The 19,356-nt window shown below is 47.3% G+C and carries 14 protein-coding genes; 1 reads left to right on the forward strand and 13 read right to left on the reverse strand.

Annotation, left to right across the window (positions count from 1 at the left end; translation table 11 throughout):
• Positions 1-3: 3 nt before the first annotated feature.
• The 7 genes from T525_RS0105485 to T525_RS0105515 all read right to left on the reverse strand — a co-directional run bounded on the left by T525_RS0105485 (position 4) and on the right by T525_RS0105515 (position 11,011).
• Positions 4-681 carry a class II aldolase/adducin family protein gene (locus tag T525_RS0105485; RefSeq protein WP_027406383.1) on the reverse strand — a complete coding sequence of 226 codons (678 nt, stop codon included), beginning with the start codon at positions 679-681 and terminating at the stop codon, positions 4-6.
• 17 nt (positions 682-698) lie between these two features.
• Positions 699-4,535: a PolC-type DNA polymerase III gene (locus T525_RS0105490; protein ID WP_027406384.1), complete on the reverse strand. Its 3,837-nt coding sequence runs from the start codon at positions 4,533-4,535 to the stop codon at positions 699-701.
• Between the two features lie 174 nt (positions 4,536-4,709).
• Entirely contained in the window at positions 4,710-6,113 is a 1,404-nt protein-coding gene (locus T525_RS0105495) for an FAD-binding oxidoreductase (RefSeq protein WP_027406385.1), read from the reverse strand.
• Positions 6,110-7,306, reverse strand: a complete 1,197-nt coding sequence (locus T525_RS0105500; protein ID WP_027406386.1) for an electron transfer flavoprotein subunit alpha/FixB family protein — start codon at positions 7,304-7,306, stop codon at positions 6,110-6,112. Before T525_RS0105500 ends, T525_RS0105495 begins: the two co-directional genes overlap by 4 nt.
• Before the next feature lie 12 nt (positions 7,307-7,318).
• Positions 7,319-8,110, reverse strand: a complete 792-nt coding sequence (locus T525_RS0105505; protein WP_027406387.1) for an electron transfer flavoprotein subunit beta/FixA family protein — start codon at positions 8,108-8,110, stop codon at positions 7,319-7,321.
• Between the two features lie 124 nt (positions 8,111-8,234).
• Positions 8,235-10,397 (reverse strand): L-lactate dehydrogenase (quinone) large subunit LdhH, encoded by a 2,163-nt coding sequence (gene ldhH, locus T525_RS0105510; protein ID WP_027406388.1) that lies wholly within the window; start codon positions 10,395-10,397, stop codon positions 8,235-8,237.
• On the reverse strand, positions 10,397-11,011 hold the full coding sequence (locus tag T525_RS0105515) for a lactate utilization protein (protein ID WP_027406389.1): 615 nt from the start codon (positions 11,009-11,011) through the stop codon (positions 10,397-10,399). Before T525_RS0105515 ends, ldhH begins: the two co-directional genes overlap by 1 nt.
• Positions 11,012-11,433: 422 nt before the next feature.
• On the opposite strand from T525_RS0105515, the gene T525_RS0105520 reads away from it, so the two are divergent.
• A complete protein-coding gene (locus tag T525_RS0105520) occupies positions 11,434-13,071 on the forward strand; it encodes an L-lactate permease (protein WP_027406390.1) in 1,638 nt (545 codons plus the stop codon).
• Between the two features lie 553 nt (positions 13,072-13,624).
• On the opposite strand, the gene secF is transcribed toward T525_RS0105520, so the two are convergent.
• The 6 genes from secF to T525_RS0105550 all read right to left on the reverse strand — a co-directional run bounded on the left by secF (position 13,625) and on the right by T525_RS0105550 (position 19,354).
• A complete protein-coding gene (secF, locus tag T525_RS0105525) occupies positions 13,625-14,548 on the reverse strand; it encodes a protein translocase subunit SecF (RefSeq protein ID WP_027406391.1) in 924 nt (307 codons plus the stop codon).
• 25 nt (positions 14,549-14,573) lie between these two features.
• Positions 14,574-15,827, reverse strand: coding sequence for a protein translocase subunit SecD (gene secD / locus T525_RS0105530; protein ID WP_027406392.1), 1,254 nt, complete (start codon positions 15,825-15,827; stop codon positions 14,574-14,576).
• A 32-nt stretch (positions 15,828-15,859) separates the two neighbouring features.
• Positions 15,860-16,450: a 5-formyltetrahydrofolate cyclo-ligase gene (locus tag T525_RS0105535; RefSeq protein ID WP_027406393.1), complete on the reverse strand. Its 591-nt coding sequence runs from the start codon at positions 16,448-16,450 to the stop codon at positions 15,860-15,862.
• The gene (gene yajC, locus T525_RS15530; protein ID WP_051533427.1) at positions 16,450-16,815 is read right to left on the reverse strand and encodes a preprotein translocase subunit YajC; all 366 of its coding nucleotides are present in this window, start codon (positions 16,813-16,815) and stop codon (positions 16,450-16,452) included. The genes T525_RS0105535 and yajC overlap by 1 nt, the downstream gene beginning before the upstream one ends.
• Before the next feature lie 36 nt (positions 16,816-16,851).
• A complete protein-coding gene (gene tgt / locus T525_RS0105545; RefSeq protein WP_027406394.1) occupies positions 16,852-17,988 on the reverse strand; it encodes a tRNA guanosine(34) transglycosylase Tgt in 1,137 nt (378 codons plus the stop codon).
• A gap of 193 nt (positions 17,989-18,181) precedes the next feature.
• A complete protein-coding gene (locus tag T525_RS0105550; RefSeq protein ID WP_051533428.1) occupies positions 18,182-19,354 on the reverse strand; it encodes an MFS transporter in 1,173 nt (390 codons plus the stop codon).
• Positions 19,355-19,356: the final 2 nt, after the last annotated feature.

Here is a 19,356-nt window from a genome sequence, read left to right on the forward strand (position 1 = left end):
CCCTCACTTATCTTCCCCTGGCAGAAGCTTAATTTCCTTTGGATAAGCCCACTTCTGAAGCTCTTCCTTGTCAACGTAATCCGGCTCCTTCCCGGGACCCAGAATAGTCAGGGTATTATAATAAATCTCCGCCAGCTCCTCCACATAGGCCGCCTTGGTCAGTGCCTCCTTTATATCCTTGTCCACCGCCACGGCCCCATGCTTTTCCATAAGGGCCACGTCAGAAATCTGCAAGGGCTTTATAACAGACTCCGCCAACGCCGGAGTGGCAGGCCGCCCGTAGGGAGCCACGGGAATATAGCCCTCCTTGCAGCCCAGATGCATCAATTCAGTCACAATGGCAGGAATAGGCTTATTGAGAATGGCAAAGGTCAGAGCAAACTTGGAGTGGGTATGCACCACAGCATTTACATCAGGACGGGCCTGGTAAATCTTAAGGTGCATGGTTACCTCGCTGGTGGGACGGTGCATCGTCTCTGCCTCCACCACCTCCGCATTCATATTCACCACCACAATATCATGGTAGGTCATTTCACTTCGGTCCATACCAGTTGGAGTAATACAGATAAGCCCCGTATCCTCATCACGGATACTGAAATTTCCGGAGCGATGCTGGCAAAGCCCCATCTCTTCCGCCTTAACAGCGCACTCCAGCACTTTTCTCTTTATTTCTTTTAACATAGCAAAGCCTCTCCCGCTTAAAACAGCGACATCTGGTCACTCTCATCCATGCCCTCAAGACAGCCGTGGACTCTGAGGGCCTCAATACTGGTTTTGGTTATGCCGGTCCGCTTCTTCAGATTTTCAACAGAAGAAAATGGGCCGGTTTTTCTCTTCTCCACAATGGACTTGGCATCAACACCACCAAGGCCTGTAAGGGTAGTAAATGGCGGCAGAAGGGCATTTTCCTCTGTAACCATCTGGAAGCGGTCCGCCCCTGATTTATACAGATCCACCTTCTTCACCGTAAAGCCGCGGATATACATCTCCCATGCCAGCTGAAGGACAACGTAAAGCTCCTCCTCCTTGGCATCCCTCTTATCCTTTGCCTCCAGCTCCTCCATTTTTTCCTTAACTGCTTTCTGCCCCTTGGCAATAATGTCGGAGTCAAAGGCCGCAGCCCGGATGGAGAAATAGGCCGCATAATAGGCCAACGGATAATGAACCTTACAGAAGGCAATGCGATAGGCCATCATAACGTAGGCTGTGGCATGGGCCCGTGGGAACATGTACTTAATCTTCTGGCAGGACTCAATATACCATTCAGGAATCCCCGTCTTTCTAAGAATTTCAACAACATCTGGCTCAATGCCCTTGCCCTTACGCACCTTCTCCATGGTCTTGAAGGCCAGAAGCGGCTCCACCCCGTTATGCATCAGATACATCATAATGTCATCACGGGCGGCAATGGCGTTCTGCAGGGTACATGTACCCGCCTTGATAAGGTCCTGGGCATTTCCCAGCCATACATCTGTGCCGTGGGAAAAGCCGGATATACGCACCAAATCCGAGAAGCAGCTTGGATTGGTGTCCGCAATCATCTGGCGGGTAAAATTGGTTCTGAACTCCGGAATACCAAAGGTTCCGGAATTTGCCCCCAGCTCCTCCTCCGTAACGCCCAAAGCATTGGTGCTGTTAAAGAGACTGAGAGTTGCCGGGTCATCAAAGGGAATTGTCTTAGGGTCACGGTGGGTAAGATCCTCCAGCATTTTTATTACCGTAGGATCATCGTGGCCCAGAATATCCAGCTTAACAAGTCGGCTGGAAATAGAATGATAATCGAAATGGGTTGTAATGGTGGCTGAGGTCTTGTCGTCAGCAGGGTGCTGGAGAGGGGTAAAGAAATGAACGTCCATATCCCTTGGCACTACCATGATTCCCGCTGGGTGCTGCCCAGTGGTGCGCTTAACGCCGTTACAGCCAATGGCCACCTTGTTAATATAGGCCTCACGCTTGCTCTGGCCCTTTTCCTCATAATACTTTCTTACAAAGCCATAAGCGGTTTTCTCCGCCACAGTACCAATGGATCCGGCCCTAAATACGTTATCCTTGCCGAAAAGCTCCTCGGTGTACTTATGGGCCACTGGTTGGTACTCTCCGGAGAAATTTAAGTCGATATCAGGAACCTTGTCCCCGTCAAAGCCCAAAAATACCGCAAATGGTATTTCATGGCCGTCCTTCACCATGCTGGAACCGCAAATTGGACAGTCCTTGTCCGGCAAATCATAGCCACAGCCGTAGGAACCGTCGGTAATAAACTCGCTGTGCTTGCAATGAGGACAGCGCCAGTGTGGCGGCAGCGGATTTACCTCGGTAATATCCGTCATGGTGGCCACAAAGGAGGAGCCTACGGAACCTCGGGAGCCCACCAGATAGCCGTCCAGATTGGATTTGCGCACCAGCTTGTGGGCAATGAGATACAGCACGGAGAAGCCGTGGGCAATAATTGGCTTCAGCTCCTGGTCAATGCGGGCCTGAACGATTTCCGGCAGCACCTCCCCATAAAGGCTTTTGGCCTTGTTGTAGGTCATGGAGGTAATTTCCTCGTCTGCCCCCGGAATCATTGGTGAATAGAGCTCATCCGGAATCGGCTTGAACTTCTCGCACATATCGGCGATTTTCCTTGGGTTTGTAACCACCGCCTCGTATGCGGCTTCTTCTCCCAGATACTGGAATTCTGCCAGCATTTCCTCAGTTGTTCTCAGATATAATGGCGGCTGCAAATCAGCATCATCAAAGCCCTTGCCCTTCATGAGAATGGCGCGGTATATCTGGTCCTCTGGATTGAGAAAATGCACGTCGCAGGTGGCAATAAGGGGCTTGTTCAGCTTCTTTGCCAGCTCCGCCACCTTCAGATTTATCTTAATTAAGTCATCATCGTCTTTTATATTAGGGAAATCATCGCTTCTTACAAGGAATTCGTTGTTGCCGATGGGCTGAATTTCCAGATAATCGTAGAAATCAGCTATTTCCAGCAGCTCCTCATCACTCTGCCCCGCCACAATGGCACGGATAAGCTCCCCCGCCTCGCAGGCAGAGCCGATAATCAGGCCCTCACGATATTCCTGAATAAGCTGCCGTGGCAGTCTTGGGGTACGATGGAAAAACCGCAGATGGGACATGGTTATTAGCTTGTAGAGATTGCGAAGACCGTTTGGATTTTTCGCCAGCAAAATAATATGATTTGCCCGCTTTTGCTCATAGTCCTCCCCCACAAGATAGCCTTCCACACCGTAAATAACCTTTATATTCAGTGGTTTACGGCCAAAAACAGTATCCATGGCCTCCGGGAAGGCCTGAACAACCCCGTGGTCAGTGATGGCAATGGCTGGCCAGCCCCATTTTTCCGCGGTGGTAATAAGGCTTTTGGCGGAAGACACCGCATCCATGTTGCTCATGGTGGTGTGGCAATGAAGCTCCACACGCTTTTCCTCCGACTGGTCCTTGCGGCTTTCAACATCCACCAGCAGCACGCTGTCAGCAAACATTACATAGTCGTTGTCGTATTTATCGTAGCGGACGGAGCCCTTCACCTTTATGGTGCCGCCACCCTTGGCGGCTTTTTTTAGGCGGCCAAGGACCTTCTCATAGCCCTCTGTGTCCTTTAAGAAGGCCTTGCAGGAAATACCCTCAGTATTATCCGCCACGGCAAAAAGAAGTATATTTGTAGTCTGGAAGCTGCGGCCGTCCACACCGGCAATGGTGCCCTGGGCCACCACATTCTTCATTTCCCCTTCAATCTGGGAAATAGGGGTAATCTCACCAACAATGGCCTCACCGTAAACCAGCGGGCTGTCATCATCCCCAATTGGAACAGCAGCGCGTCTCGGACGGGAAGGCTTGCTGGAAGAGCTCTTTTCCCCGCTGCCCCCAAAGGATGAGCCTCCAGAAGGAGCTCCGCCATAGCTGCCCCCATATCCGCCACCACCCTGGGCCGGCTTTGGGGCAGGCGCCTGGGCAGCCTCAAGGGCAGCCTTGTACTCCTTGGTCTCGTGAACTGCCTCCTCCACATCTGGTACTTCTATTTCCTCGTATACAGTCTGACACTCCAGCTTAATAGGATAACCGATTACCTTGATACCAGCTTCCTTTAAGTCCTGAAGTACATTGTGTTCTTCAAGAAGGTACTTGCTGAAATCCCCATTTACCTGCAGCATAATTTTGGATTCCTTGTATATGCGGTTGGAATGAAGAAGAATGTGGCGTACCCCCTGGTTTTCCCCGGCCACGTAATCAACCAGCTTCTCCCAGTTCTGCTCCACAATTTTATCCAGCTTCATGGCACTCTGGTAGATATGTACCTTGTCCACCTTATTTTTTTGCTCCACAAAGGAGGCCACGCGATCCAGAAGGGGTTCAGCAATTTCCGGCATAGTCCATGCCAGTATCTCCCATGTATTTGTATCCAGGGAAATTTCCACATGACGAATAAAGCCGCCCTTAAGCAGCTCTTCCTCATCATTATTCATTTCCATTCCCCTGGCCAGCTCAAACAATATGCGGCTGGTCTTTGGGACAATACAGTATTTATCCATAAAAAGCAAAACCCCCGAATTTTCCGAAAAGAACATTACCATCTAATTATAACCCAAATGCTCAAATTTTTCTTTTGAAAAAGAAAAATCTTCCAATCCAACAAAAAAAGAATCCGCCGCAAAATTTCTTTCGCGGCGAACTCTTCATGAAAGGGAAACTATTGAAAAAAGGTATTAATCGAAACATACCTTATGAGGATTCAGGATATTGTTTGGATCAAATGCCTTCTTGATCCCCTGCATCAGCTTCATGGACTCCTTAGGGAGACTCTCCTTCAGATAAGGCTTCTTGGCAAGACCGATACCGTGCTCACCGGAAACCTGGCCCTTCAGCTCACGAGCCTTGAGGTACATGCGCTCCATTGCCTTGCCCAGCATCTCAGCCCACTTCTTGTCATCCATGTCATCACGAAGGATGTATACATGGAGGTTACCATCACCAGCATGACCGAAGCTCTTAATGCGGATGCCCATTTCCTTTCGAAGATCGTGAACGAACTCAACGAACTCGTTTACGCAGCTTCTAGGAACAACTACGTCTACCTCATCCATCATGGTGGTAGAGCCCTTAATTGCCTCAAGGAATGCACCTCTTGCCTTCCAGATTGCCTCTGCACGCTCGTCAGTATCAGCAATCAAGAGGTCAAGTGCGCCCTGCTCCAAGCAGATCTGAGCAACGCTGTCATAATACTTACTGATTTCCTCAACGGAAGCACCATCGAACTTCAGCAAGAGGTAAGCATCAGCCTGGTTATCAGGGAACTTCTTGCCGAGATATTCCTCGGAGTCCATAATAACCTCGCGCTCCATGAACTCTACAGCAGTAGGGATAACGTTGGAGCTAACAATAAGAGGTACAGTGCCAATAGCCTGTGCCAAAGTTGGGAATGGAATCAACAGAGAAACATTCTTCTGTGGCAGTGGCAACAGTCTGAGGATTGCCTTAGTAACCAAGCAGAGAGTACCCTCGGAGCCTACAATCAGGTCCTTAAGGTCATAGCCGGAGCTGTTCTTTACAACCTTGCCGCCTACTTCCATGATAGTACCGTCAGCCAGAACTACCTCCAAACCACGTACATAGTCTCTGGTTACACCATATTTAACAGCACGCATACCACCGGCATTGGTGCTGATGTTACCACCAATAGTTGCAGTCTTCTCACCTGGATCAGGTGGATAGAAAAGGCCCTTCTCCTCTACATACTGACCAATTTCCATCAGCAGAACGCCAGGCTCTACAGTGAGAGTAAGGTTCTTTTCATCCAGCTCCAGGAAGTGGTTCATAAGAGTAGTATCGATCATGATACCCTTCTCAACTGCAACGGAGGAACCTACCAGACCAGTGCCGGCGCCTCTAGGGGTTACAGCAATATGCTTCTCATTAGCATATCTCATAACCTTTGATGCTTCCTCTGCAGAGGTAATTTTTACTACCATCTCAGGATAAGAAGCGTCAGCACTTAACTCGTCATGACTGTATTCTTCATTAATTTCATCAGCCCAAAGAATGCGCTCACGAGGCACATACTGGCTGATAGCCTCTAAATCGGAAGCATCTAAAACCTTGTATTCGCTCATGCCTTTACACCCTTTCCCTGTTTAACCTGCTCAATGAGCTTTGGAATAACATCATAAATATCACCGATAATAGCGTAGTTTGCTACCTTAAAGATACTAGCATTAGGATCAGTATTGATAGCAAAGATGTTCTCGGAGTTGTTCATACCAGCTACAAACTGAATTGCACCGGATACGCCACAGGTAATGATGAGTTTTGGACGAACGGTACGGCCGGAAAGACCGATCTGATGCTTGGCATTGAGCCAGCCAGCTTCTGCCAGTGGTCTGGTGCAGGCGATATCGCCACCCAGAGCATCAGCCAGCTCCTTAACCAATTCAAGGTCTTCCTTCTTCTTAAGACCGCGGCCTGCAACAACAAGGATGTCAGCATTCTCAATGCTCTTTTCCTTTTCTTTATGGGTAATGCCCAGAACCTGGGTGCGGGTCTTGAACTTTTCAGCTGGAACGGAAATCTTCACGATTTCGCCCTTGGCCTCAGCACTGCGCTCAGGAGCATCCATAATCTTATAACGAACTGTAGCCAGCTGAGGTCTGGAATTTGGAGTCAGAATCTCAGCCATGATGTTACCGCCAAATGCAGGACGAATCTGTACGAGGTCAGTATTCTCATGAATGTCCAGAATTGTGCAGTCTGCAGTAAGACCGGTGTTAAATCTGGAAGCAACTCTTGGAGCCAGCTGACGGCCTACAGGAGTGGCACCTACCAAAATAGCGGATGGCTTAATCTCATTTACAAAAGCTTCGAAGGCTGCAGTGTAGGACTCCATCTGGAAATCCTTCAGCTCAGGGGCATCCACAACGAATACCTTGTCTACGCCATAGTGAAGCAGCTCCTCTGCCTTCTTTTCAATATCACTGCCGATAAAGATAGCATATACAGGATGATTGATCTTCTTGGCCAGCTCTCCAGCTTTACCAAGAAGCTCGAAGGTTACCGGATGAATCTCGCCATTTACATGGTCAACATACACGGTAATACCATTCCATAAAGACTTGTCCACAGTCTTTACTTCTTCCTCTACATACTCCATTGCCCCTGGCTGGCCCTTCTTTACGCAGAGCTGACAGAGCTTACAGCCGGCATTAACTTCCAGCTTGCCGTCCTTTTCCTCCAAAGCATTAAAAGGGCAAATGGAAATCATTGCATTAATATCAGTTACTTTGTCCTGATGAACTATCAGTTTTCCCATTGTTAATCCCCCTTATCCTAACAATTTTCTGCTCTTGATTGTACTGTAAATTTTCTCTGCCAATACATCAGCAGGATCATCCCAGGTAACCTGAACCTTGTCGGATGTAGGTGGGAATATACGCTGAACCTGAGTAGCGGAACCATTAAGACCATAGTTGTTCTTGTTCTGGTCTTCCATATCCTTTAAGGTGTACATAACGATCTCGCGATTCTCAGTGTCCTTCTTCTTTAAATAAGATGGAAGGCGTGGCTGTACAATATCCTTCTGAACAGTGATAAGGCATGGGAAGGAAACCTTCAAATGCTCAATATCCTGTGCCATTTCCATGTCTACAAGTATATTGTCACCCTCAACGCCTTTAATTTCCTTTACATTACATACACATGGAATATCCAGCTGCTCGGATACCTCAGGACCAACCTGTGCAGTATCACCATCTGTAGTCTGGAGTCCGCAAAGTATTATATCAAACTTGCCAAATTTCTTGATACCCTGTGCAAGAGTATGTGCGGTAGCCAACACGTCAGCTCCGCCGAATGCACGGTCAGATACGATTGCTCCTGCATCTGCACCCATTGCATACGCTTCCTTGATAATTGCCTGAGCCTGTGGTGGTCCCATGGTTATTACGCTCACTCGGCCGCCGTACTGCTCCCTCAATTTCAGTCCACATTCAAGCGCATACAGATCGTAAGGGTTCATCTTGCTATCTGCGCCGTTACGCTTCAATACTCCGGTAACAGGATCAACCTCTACCTTATTGGAGCCTGGAACCTGTTTGATACAAACCAGAATTTCCATGAATAAATCCTCCTCATACTTTCATTATATGTCCGGGGTAAGCGAAAGGCTCACCCCGAACTTTTCCCCTGAATACAATTATAACGCATTTGTTCAAAATTTTCTTTCTAAAAGGAAAGAATTTTTAAAGCTTTTCAGCCAACAAATCTGCAATATGTTTTACCTTAATTCCAGTATTCTGGTTATCAAGGCCGCCGCCAATCTGCATCATACAGGATGGGCAGGCCACGATACAGGTGGTAGCACCGGTATTCTTAATATTCTCTACCTTTTCCTCCAGCATTGGGATGGAAACCTCAGAATACTTCATACCGAAGGAACCGGCCATACCACAGCACTTATCGCAGTTCTTCATTTCCACAAGCTCTACACCTGGAGTTGCATCAATAAGGGCTCTTGGCTCCTCATAAACGCCAATACCACGCTTCATGTGGCAGGAATCATGGTAAGTAACCTTTTCGCCGCCAGCAGCTGGCAGGAGCTTGCCCTGAGCCTTGTATTCTTCAGCCACAAAGCTGGAGAATTCGCGAACCTTGGCACTGAAGGCCTTGGCTCTTGGACCCCATTCAGGATCGTTTTCAAAGAGCTTTTCGTAGGTCTCCATCAAGGTCTCAGCACAGGTTGGGCAGGAAGTAACGATAACATCTGGTTTTACAGCTTCCAGAGCCTCAATATTGCGCTTGGCTGCCTTCATACCAGTTTCACGGTCGCCTACACCGAGAATTGGCTTGCCGCAACAGCTCTGGGCCATAGGATATACGACTTCCATACCAAGATGCTGCAGTACCTTTACTACATTTTCACCAGTATCGGCAAATACGAAGTCTGTATTACAGCCGCTGAAGAATGCTACCTTCTTCTTTGCATTGGAAGGGTTCTTCTTTTCCAGAGCCGGCATACGGTCACGAATTGACCTTTCGGCGATGGTTGGCAAGCTTCTGCCCTTGGTCATGCCAGCAAAGAACAGTGGCAAATGACGGATATACTTGCCGGACTTAAATGGTGCCTGGCCAACGGAACCAGCCTTCAACAGCAGCTTGTGGAACAAGCCTCTGTCATTAAGGACATTGTCAAAGAAGGACTTGTCCATGGATGGAACACCATGCTTCTTAACATATCTATTTCTCAGCTCGTCAATGAGATCAGGAATTGGAATCTTACCAGGACATACAGTTGTACAAGTCCGGCAGCCAATACACAGATCAGAGAACTGACTGAAGTTTTCAATACCATTTAAGAGGCCTGTAAGGATTGCACCAATACCGCCAGAGTAGATGTGACCATATACATGGCCGCCTACCAGAGTCCAGATTGGGCAAACATTCAGACAGGATGCGCAGCGTACGCACTGATAAACCTGCTTCATAACAGGATCATGGGCAGCCTCCAGACGGCCGTTATCCAAAAGGATTACGTACTGCTTTCTGTTCTCCTCTACCCACTTGCCATCCTTCTTGTACATTACAGGAGTTGGACCATCAATCATTGTCATGTAGCTGGTCATCTTCTGGCATGTGCCGTTACGAGGCAGCAGGCGCAGAATCTTGGCTGCATCCTCTGTCTTAGGAATAAGCTTTTCATAACCTATAAGTACAACATGAATTCTAGGAAGGGTGGTTACCAGACGGGCATTACCCTCATTGGTAACAAGACCAATGGCACCATTTTCCGCAATACCGAAGTTGGCACCAGTGATACCCATATCAGCCTGCAAAAACTCCTGACGCAGGGTCTGACGGGCCTTCTGAATCATATATGGGATGTCCTCACCAGGAACCTCCTCCTGAAGCTCCTTCTCGAACATCTCAGCACACTGATAACGGTTCAGATGAATGGCCGGCATAACCATGTGGGATGGCTTCTGCCCGGCAATGGCAATCATCCACTCACCAAGGTCAGTTTCCTTAACACGAATGTCATTCTCTGTGAAGCATTCATTAAGGTGAATTTCCTCAGATGCCATGGACTTGGATTTAACAACTCTCTTGACACCATTTTCCTTACATATTTTAATAAGGAACTTTTTAACCTCGTCTCCGTCCTTTGCCCTGAAAACCTCACCGCCGCGGGCCCGTACATTTTCCTCGAACTTGTCAGCCAGCTCCTCAATGTGGTCTACAGCATCAGCCTTCATGCAACGAAGATTTTCACGAAGTGCCTCAATATCCTGGCCTGCATAGGATTTCAGGCGTGAACCCGGATACTGGTCAGCGAAACGGGACAGGGCATCCTGCATGATATTATCCTGCAGCTTTGATTTAATTTCTCTTTTAAGGTCACGTGCCATTACTTAGCCCCCCCTTCATTTTCTACAGCAATGATAATGAGTTTGTTAGGGCCATGAACACCAAGGCTCAGTACGCGCTCAATATCAGCTGTACGGCTAGGGCCAGTAACGAATCCACAATAGCCTTTCTGGAAAACCTTACCGATAATCTGACAGGCTGAGGTAATGTTTTCTACCATATAATTGGCATTTACAAAAACAACATTTACAAACGGAAGCATACTGGTTACTCTTGCTTCGTATGAATAATTATCAACAACAAGACTTCCAGACTCGCCTACACCGAACTCAGCAGTTGAAATGCCCACATCTGCGCTGGCAGCATGCTCGGCAATATCAAACTTTTCGGTATAAACCTTTGTACCATCCTCACTCAGTCTGGAGTAGATCCCTTTTAATGCAGGGTTTTCATCTCCACCTACAGCAATGATTTCCTTTGGGGCATACTCCTTTAATACTTCCTTGAGTTTTGCCTCACCTGCTGCATAATCAGCTACCTTATATACCTGGGCAGCTGCAGCTGTGGCATTAGCCTCAAAGTCGGTCCAGTACTTGGCATCCACCAGTCCGCTGATGAACGCTTTTTCTGGCCAATTCTCACACACCTTTTCCATTAGATACTCTCCTTTCAGAGAAATTCATCCAACAAAATCGTCAAACCATTTCTATTCATGGTTTTATTATAATATCGTACAAATCGTCTGTCAATAGGATTAAATAATCACCAATCAATATTAAATATGATAAAAATAACTATCCATTGAAAAAATTATTCAGACAATTTTTTATATTGTGCTTGATTCTTGCCTTCAAATAAAATATAATTATCATAACAATTAAATACGATATTATATTTTTAATAGGCGTATGTGGAAATCATCTTACAAATCGAAGTTCATTCATTTTAAGTGAACCGGCAAAACCATTTCTATTCCGCTGTAGTAACATATAATGATGTTTCTCCCATTTATATTGCGAGTCAATATTGCGAAGTTTTTATCATTATATATGAATGAAATGCAAGGAGATGATGTATGTGTTAGCACTTATCGCCGCAATACCAATTATTATTACCATTATTCTTACGGTAGGCGTTAATATGCCGGCAAAAAAGGTACTGCCTATTGCCTGGCTGTCTATCTGTTTGATTGGTCTCTTCTACTGGCAAATGGACATGCTCCATGTTACCGCTTATACCATTACTGGTTTCCTGGGATCTATTGATACATTGCTGATTATCTTCGGTGCTATTCTGTTGATGAATATGCTAAACGAAGCCGGGGCAATGCGCAAAATTGAATCAATGTTCAATGGTATTTCTGAGGATGCCCGTATTCAGTTAGTAATTGTAGGCTATGGCCTTTCCGCATTTATCGAGGGTGCTGCAGGCTTTGGTACTCCACCGGCAATCTGCGCTCCGCTGCTGATTGGTCTCGGTTTCCCTCCAATGGCTGCTGCTATAGCCTGTCTGATTTTGGATTCACCGCCGGTATCCTTCGGTGCCGCCGGTACACCAACCAACTCTGCAGCTGAAATTTTGAAGGATACCCTTCCTACTATCGGCGTTACTGATTTGGAAGCGTGGAAGCTTGATCTGTCCTGGGCCTCTGCTGTTGGTCTTGCAGCTGGTACCTTCTTTGTTATTATGGTGGTTTTGGCTTTGATTACAAAGCAGTACAGCGAGGAGAAATCCTTCATCAAGCATTCACTGCCAATGGTTCCATTTGTATTGTTCACTACTGTAGTATTTGACGTTGTTTATCTTATCGTTGCAAAATTCATCGGCTCCGAGCTGGTATCAATCTGCGCCGGTGCTGTAACAATATTTGCCACTATCGGAGCAGCCAAGGCTGGCTTCCTTGTACCAAAGGATACATGGCGTTTCCCTGGTACTGAAAGAAAAACTGAGACTAAAACCGAATCCAATGAAGATAAGCCTTCCATGTCCCTCTTAAAGGCCTGGACTCCTTATCTGCTTATCGCTCTCTGGCTGGTACTTACCAGAATTCCGGAGATTGGTCTTAAGAGTATTATCACCAGCTTCGTATTCTCCATGAACAACATTATGGGTGTTGAGGGTGCAGGCTTTGCCATGAAATACTTCAACAATCCTGGTTTGTTCCCATTTGTATTGGTGGTATTGATTTCCATTCCGTTCTACGGTCTAAGTGGAGATCAGGTGAAGGGTATCGTAAAGAAATCCTACAATCAGCTTTACGGTGCCACCATTGCCCTGCTCTTCGGCTTTGCAATGGTTTATATTTATCGTTATTCCAACGCCAACCCACTTGGCTGGGATTCCATGCTGGTTTCCATGGCCAAGGGCATGGCTGATCTGGCAGGGGCCAATTATGTATTCGTTGCTCCGTTCATCGGTACCATCGGTGCATTCATGTTTGGTTCCAACACAGTATCCAACATTATGTTTACCCCGCTCCAGTTCGAGACTGCAACCATCCTGAACTTACCTCAGGTATTTATAGTTGCCCTCCAGAACCAGGGCGGTGCCATTGGTAACATCGTCTGCATCAACAACATCGTTGCGGTGTGTGCTACCACGGGCATTATTGGTGCTGAAGGTAAGATGATAAAGGCCGCCGCACTGCCGTGGGTAGTCTGGTACATAGTGCTCATGGCCGCAATGCTTGGAGCATTGGCAGTAGGGATTATTTAGCCCCCAGTTAGTAAAAGCAATCTTAGTTAGTAGGTGGTCTGCCACCCCGACAGGCTACTTATGAATATTCCCTTTATCTAACAACCCAAAATAAAAGCGCGTTGTCTCCCCGACAACGCGCTTTTATTATGCATAATATTAAATAGTAAAAAGAAGGTAGGTCTATAGGCGGAACGTAGTTTATGAAGTCTATAACGAGCTTTAAGATGTCCCCCACCTCTTTAGGTGGGGGAAAACAAACTACAACAGCTGGCGAGCATATCTCCCAGCTCGTTGAAACGCTAATTGGAAGATTTTTCTTCTAAAGAAGAAAAATTTGAACAATGGCGTTATAATATAACATAAAAGGGAAGCCTATGGGCGGACGTAGTTTACATCGGTACTTAGCGAATTCAAGCTGAAAGCGCAGAATGAGCTTAGTATCCGTTATGTAAACTAGTGAGCGAGAGCGTTCCGCACATGGGCTTCCCATTTTGTTATCTATAATTTTCTACACAATAAAAGGACTGCCCCCTACGGAAGTAGTCCTTTTAATGTTTTATGTTTTAAGTTTTTATGCTTCAGTTGCAGCCGGCTTGTTGGTGTTGCCGGTCTTTTTGCTTTCCGCAATGTTACGCATAGTTACCCACAATGGGCTGGCGATAAAGATTGAGGAATAGCAGCCGCTGAAGAAGCCGCACAGCAGTGCAAAGGCGAAATCCTTGGTGGTTTCACCGCCGAACCAGTACAGTGCAAAGGTTGTAAACAAACAGGTAAATACAGTGTACAGGGAACGGGTGAGAGTCTGGTAAATACTGCGATTTGCCAGTTCGAAAAGGTCACCGCCACGACGGAAGTGAAGCTTCAGATTCTCTCTGATACGGTCGAAAATTACGATGGTATCGTTGATGGAATAACCTACAATGGTGAGGATAGCTGCCACGAAGGAGCTGTCCACCTGCTTCTGGGTAAAGGAGAAGATACTCAGAACAACCAGAATATCGTGTACCAGTGCCAGCACCGCAGATACGCCGAAGCGCCACTCGAAGCGGTAGGATACGTACATAATAATCAGTACCCAGGAAATCAGGGTTGCCATAAGAGCATCCATAATGAGCTCGCCGCCGATGGTGGCACCCACCTTCTCCTCACGGAGAACAGTGTAGTCACCCACATCTTCCTTCAGGGTCGCCATTACGGCCTTACGATCGTTTTCCTCCAGATCCACAGTACGGATCATAACATCCTTGGAGGCCTCCACATTGGTAACATCGCCGGATAACTGAATTGTAGCGTTATCCAGATTATACTTTCTCAAAGAGTCGCGGATTTCAGGAAGGGTAACTTCCTTCTCAAAACGCATATCGATAATGGTACCGCCTGTAAAATCAATACCAAAGTTAAAACCGTTGATGAACATGCTGATAATACCGGGAATAATTATAAGCAGGGAAATGGCGAACCAAATCTTGGAACGATGCATGATATCAAAAGGAATCTTCACCTGCTGTTCAACAGTCTTCTTAGCCAAGCTTGGTCACCTCCTCCTTCTCCTTTGCCACGTTGCTGATTCCATAACCATAAATGGCAGGATTCTTAAAGAGCTGTGCTGCAATGAGATTCTTGCACATGAACTGGGTAAGGGTAATGGCTGTAAACATGGACAGCACTACGCCAAGGCCCAGGGTAATGGCAAAGCCCTTGATGCTGCCAGTACCAAAGCAGAACAGCACCGCAGAGGCGATAATAGTAGTAATATTGGAGTCGAAAATTGTGGTGAAAGCACGCTCAAAGCCCGCATCCATAGCAAGTCGCATGGTCTTTCCAGTGCGGAATTCTTCCTTGAAATGCTCAAATATAAGCACGTTGGCATCTACCGCCATACCGATGGACAGGATGATACCAGCCACACCCGGAAGTGTAAGGGTTGCATCCAGTATCTTCAGGCTGAAGAGCAGGATAATAACGTAAGCCATCAATGCAATATCCGCAATGATACCTGGCAGACGATAGAACAAAATCATAAAGAGAACTACGGCGCCAAGGCCAATTGCAAAGGCATAAACGGATTTATCCTTGGAATCCTGACCAAGGGAAGGACCTACAGTTCTGGTCTCAATGATGTTAACCTTTACTGGCAGGGAACCGCTTCTCAGAAGAATTGCCAGATTGTGGGCTTCCTCCAAAGTCTTGTTACCGGTGATAACTGCCTTGCCGCCCATAATAGGCTCATTTACACGTGGGTTGGTCAGAACCTCACCATCAAGGAGAATGGCAATGTTACGGCCCACATTTTTGGAGGTCAGATCAGCGAACTTCTCGCCGCCTTCAGGGCTGAACTCCAGCTCTACAAGATTCTGGCCCTGCTGGTCAGTCTGCTCACGGGCGTCCTTAAGGTCAGTACCAGTAAGAACGGTCTCGCCCTTGTCATTCTTGAATTCCAGCATTGCGGTCTTACCAATTACCTGAATTGCCTTATCAGGATCCTTGATACCCGGCAGCTCAATGATAATACGGCGCTCGCCCTGGCGCTGAACAATTGGCTCTGCCAGACCCAACTCATTAACTCGCTTTTCCATGATTCGTACTACACGATCCATGGCGTCACCATTTACAGGTGCTTCAGGGGTGTCTTCTGCTTCCAGCACCACGTGGGTACCACCCTGCAGGTCAAGACCCTGTCTGATGGACTTTGCCAATGGGCCAACAAAGGCAAAGAATATGCCTACGATGACGATGATGGCAGCCAGAAGCTTTAATAAACTATCCTTTCTCAACTACTTCCATCCTTCTTTCGAATTATTATTTATTATTTGGAACATTTTATAATTCCATTATGTGTAAGAAGATAATCCACAGGAATATCATGGTCCATAACCTTAATTTCCTCCATGAGCTGGCACTCAAAGGCAACTCCCACCAGCGCAGCATTTTGGGTTTTCTTAAGGAATATGTCATAAAATCCGCCGCCCAGACCAAGACGATGGCCCTCCTTATCAAAGGCCGCGCCGGGAACCACCACGAAATCAATCTCCTCAGGACTCACCTCGTGATAATTCTCTTTGTTCACCGTGGGAATATCCCAGTAGCCGGGCTCCAGCTCATTCAAGCTGTTCAATCTGGCCGCTGTCATAATACGGGTCTTTGGCGCCCCAATATAGGGAATGCAAAGCTTCTTCCCGTCTGCCAGCACCTGGTTCAATATTTCCCTGGTCTGAACTTCCTCTTCCACTGAAACATAGCAAAAAACGCAGGAGGCTTTTTTGTACAGCTCAAAATCCCTGAGCTGCTTGTAAATACCATGGCTTTCAGCCACCCGCTTTTCCGGGCGCATGGCCCGTCTTTTAATAAGAGCAGTCTTTCTGAGCTCTTTTTTCAAAAGATTAAGGTCTTTCTCCATTATTCCTTATCCTTTGCTTCCTCAACATTTGCTTCTTCCACAGCTTCATCCTTTGGTGCAGATCCGGACAAAAGCTCCTTGCGCTCCTCCTCACTGCCCACAATGGCTGTGGCAATCATGGACTTGGCTACCTCAATAACCACGCCCTCAGCAACCTCCAGCATAATGGTGGCCTCCTTGACCATATCCACTCTGCCGTAGATGCCGCCCCGGGTCACCACCTTGGTTCCCCGTCTGAGCTTGGACACCATGTCCTGCTGTTTTTCCTGTTGTTTCTTCTGGGGACGATAAAGCAGCACGTAAAACAGAATAACCATCAGAATAACCGGTGCCGCTCCACCAAGTCCGAAGAAATCTTCCCCCATTACATTACCCCCTTAATCTGCTCTCTGGGCAGATAATTAATTGCAGCAATTGTTTTTTGCCCCATAGTTATAATTGTCGAGGAAATTGCGGCGGAATTCGCCAAATCTCTCCTCAATAATTGACTGACGCATCTCATGCATAAATCTTTGCAGGAACCGCAGATTATGCAAGGATAAAAGCCTTAAACCAAATATCTCGTTGGCACGGACCAGATGACGAATATAGGCCCGGCTGAAATTACGGCAGGCATAGCAGTCACAGCCCTCCTCCAGAGGTCTGAAATCGCTGGTAAATTCAGCATTCTTCATTACCAGTCTGCCATTCCAGGTCATGGCTGTGCCATTTCTGGCCACACGGGTAGGGAATACACAGTCAAACATGTCAATGCCGTGCATAACACCCTCCACCAGACAATCAGGAGTGCCAACCCCCATAAGGTATCTTGGCTTATCCTTTGGCAGCTGCTCCACCGTATGGTCAAGCATTTCATACATAAGCTCCTTTGGCTCCCCTACACTGAGGCCGCCAACGGCATAGCCAGGAAAATCCATTTCCACCAGCTCATTTACGCTGCGGGTGCGGAGGTCCTTGTACATACCGCCCTGAACGATGCCAAAGAGGCCCTGGTGAGGGCTTGTCATAACCTCCTTGCAGCGCTGTGCCCAACGGGTGGTACGGGCTGTGGAGGCCTTGGCATAATCGTAATCAGCAGGATAAGGAATGCACTCGTCAAAGGCCATAACAATATCAGAGCCCAAATCCATCTGAACCTTCATGGAAACCTCAGGAGACAGGAACTTCTTGGAACCGTCAATATGGGAACGGAAGGTAACCCCCTCCTCGGTAATCTTGCGAAGATCACCAAGGCTGAACACCTGGAAACCTCCGCTGTCCGTAAGAATAGCCCCGTCCCAGTTCATAAACTTGTGAAGTCCCCCGGCCTCCCTTACCAGATCGGAGCCCGGACGCAAAAAGAGATGATATGTGTTGCTGAGAATAATCCCAGCCCCCATATCGTGAAGCTCCTCCGGAGAAACCCCCTTTACAGATGCCTGAGTTCCCACAGGCATGAAAATCGGGGTTGGAAAGCTGCCATGAGGTGTATGAATAATACCGGCCCTGGCCCCTGTGGCAGGGTCCTGCTTTATTAATTCATAAGTTATAGCTGGCAAATAATCGCCTCGCTTTCATTAGTATTTTCATGGTGTTTGGAAAGATAATCCAATAAACACTCTAACTAAAATATCATAACACAAAAAGACTGTTCTTTCAACAATAGTCAAAAGAGCAGGCTTCTTTTCGGCGTAATTCTTTAAAAATTTATTCTTGAATTTCTTATGGTTAAAAAATTTATGGTTAAAGCTCTTATTCTTCCCTGTATGGGGTGATTATAACCATGGCAATGGCCAAAAATACTGGCACTATGCTTATAAGAAGGGCTGTTTCCAGACCGATATGGTCTCCCAACACTGCTGTCACTGCGGCACCAATACTGCCAATACCGTAGCAAAGGCCCATCATCATACCGCTGGCCACGCCAATAAACTGAGGCATCAGATGGCCTGTCCACACAATTGAGCTTGGCTGGGAAGCCATCAGCAGGGCTCCTGCCAAAAACAGGGCAATAATGGCCATTACACTGTCATTTGGCATCAAAAAGAAGTAAATAACAGGAGCCAATGAGAAAATCAGGGAATAGGCCATTACCTTTTTATGATTGGTTCTGTCCCCTATTTCGCCCCCAAAAAGGCCCCCAAGGGCGGAGCCAGCCAGAAACACTCCCAAAAGTGTCCCCGACATCACAGGGGATATGCCCTTGCTCTGCATCAGCAGAGGCAGAAAGGTAACAACACATACATGGGTCCAGCATCTAAAGCCCATGGCAAGGTTCAGCCTCACCACATCAATGTTTCGCAAAATACTCTTAAAATCAGCTTCCGCCGCCTCATCAGAGGGCTTGTCGCTTGTTGAATGGAGATTCCACAAATTGGTGAAAATATAGGCCCCTGCCAGCAACACCCCGGGAATAATCAGCACGGGAAGGCTCTCCAGCGGATAGCGGTCCAAAAAGGCCACCACCAGCACAGGAGCCAGGGCAAAGCCAATATTTCCCCCAGCCACATAGAAGGAAACGGAGCGGCCCAGATTCATTTTGCTGCTGACCTTCCTCAAAAGAGAGGTGCCCAAGGGGTGATAGGCAGACACCGCCACTCCCAAAAGGGCGCAGAGCAAAAACAGCACGGGCTTGTTTGGGGCATAGCCCACGAGGCAAATAAAGACTCCCGCCAATGACACCGCATATATCATGGACTTGCTGAAATTGTGCTTGTCAAAAAAGTAGCCAAAAATGGGCTGAAACAAATTGGAGGTTATGGACAGCACCATTACCAAAAGGCCGCACATGGTAAGGGACATGTCCATCCGCACCATGATTATGGGCAAAAGCACCGGGAGAAAATTATTATAGAAATCAACCATGAAGTGGCCCCCGGCCAGGAGAAATACCCCGGTCTTTGGGCCGCATTTTATATCAGTCATAA

It is taken from the genome of Anaerovibrio sp. RM50 (genome assembly GCF_000622005.1).
Taxonomy (GTDB): Bacteria; Bacillota; Negativicutes; order Selenomonadales; family Selenomonadaceae; genus Anaerovibrio.

Coding starts and splice junctions, on each gene's coding strand:
- T525_RS0105485 (WP_027406383.1), bottom strand. CDS start 681: ATGTTAAAAGAAATAAAGAGAAAAGTGCTGGAGTGCGCTGTTAAGGCG.
- T525_RS0105490 (WP_027406384.1), bottom strand. CDS start 4,535: ATGGATAAATACTGTATTGTCCCAAAGACCAGCCGCATATTGTTTGAG.
- T525_RS0105495 (WP_027406385.1), bottom strand. CDS start 6,113: ATGAGCGAATACAAGGTTTTAGATGCTTCCGATTTAGAGGCTATCAGC.
- T525_RS0105500 (WP_027406386.1), bottom strand. CDS start 7,306: ATGGGAAAACTGATAGTTCATCAGGACAAAGTAACTGATATTAATGCA.
- T525_RS0105505 (WP_027406387.1), bottom strand. CDS start 8,110: ATGGAAATTCTGGTTTGTATCAAACAGGTTCCAGGCTCCAATAAGGTA.
- ldhH (WP_027406388.1), bottom strand. CDS start 10,397: ATGGCACGTGACCTTAAAAGAGAAATTAAATCAAAGCTGCAGGATAAT.
- T525_RS0105515 (WP_027406389.1), bottom strand. CDS start 11,011: ATGGAAAAGGTGTGTGAGAATTGGCCAGAAAAAGCGTTCATCAGCGGA.
- T525_RS0105535 (WP_027406393.1), bottom strand. CDS start 16,450: ATGGAGAAAGACCTTAATCTTTTGAAAAAAGAGCTCAGAAAGACTGCT.
- yajC (WP_051533427.1), bottom strand. CDS start 16,815: ATGGGGGAAGATTTCTTCGGACTTGGTGGAGCGGCACCGGTTATTCTG.
- T525_RS0105550 (WP_051533428.1), bottom strand. CDS start 19,354: ATGACTGATATAAAATGCGGCCCAAAGACCGGGGTATTTCTCCTGGCC.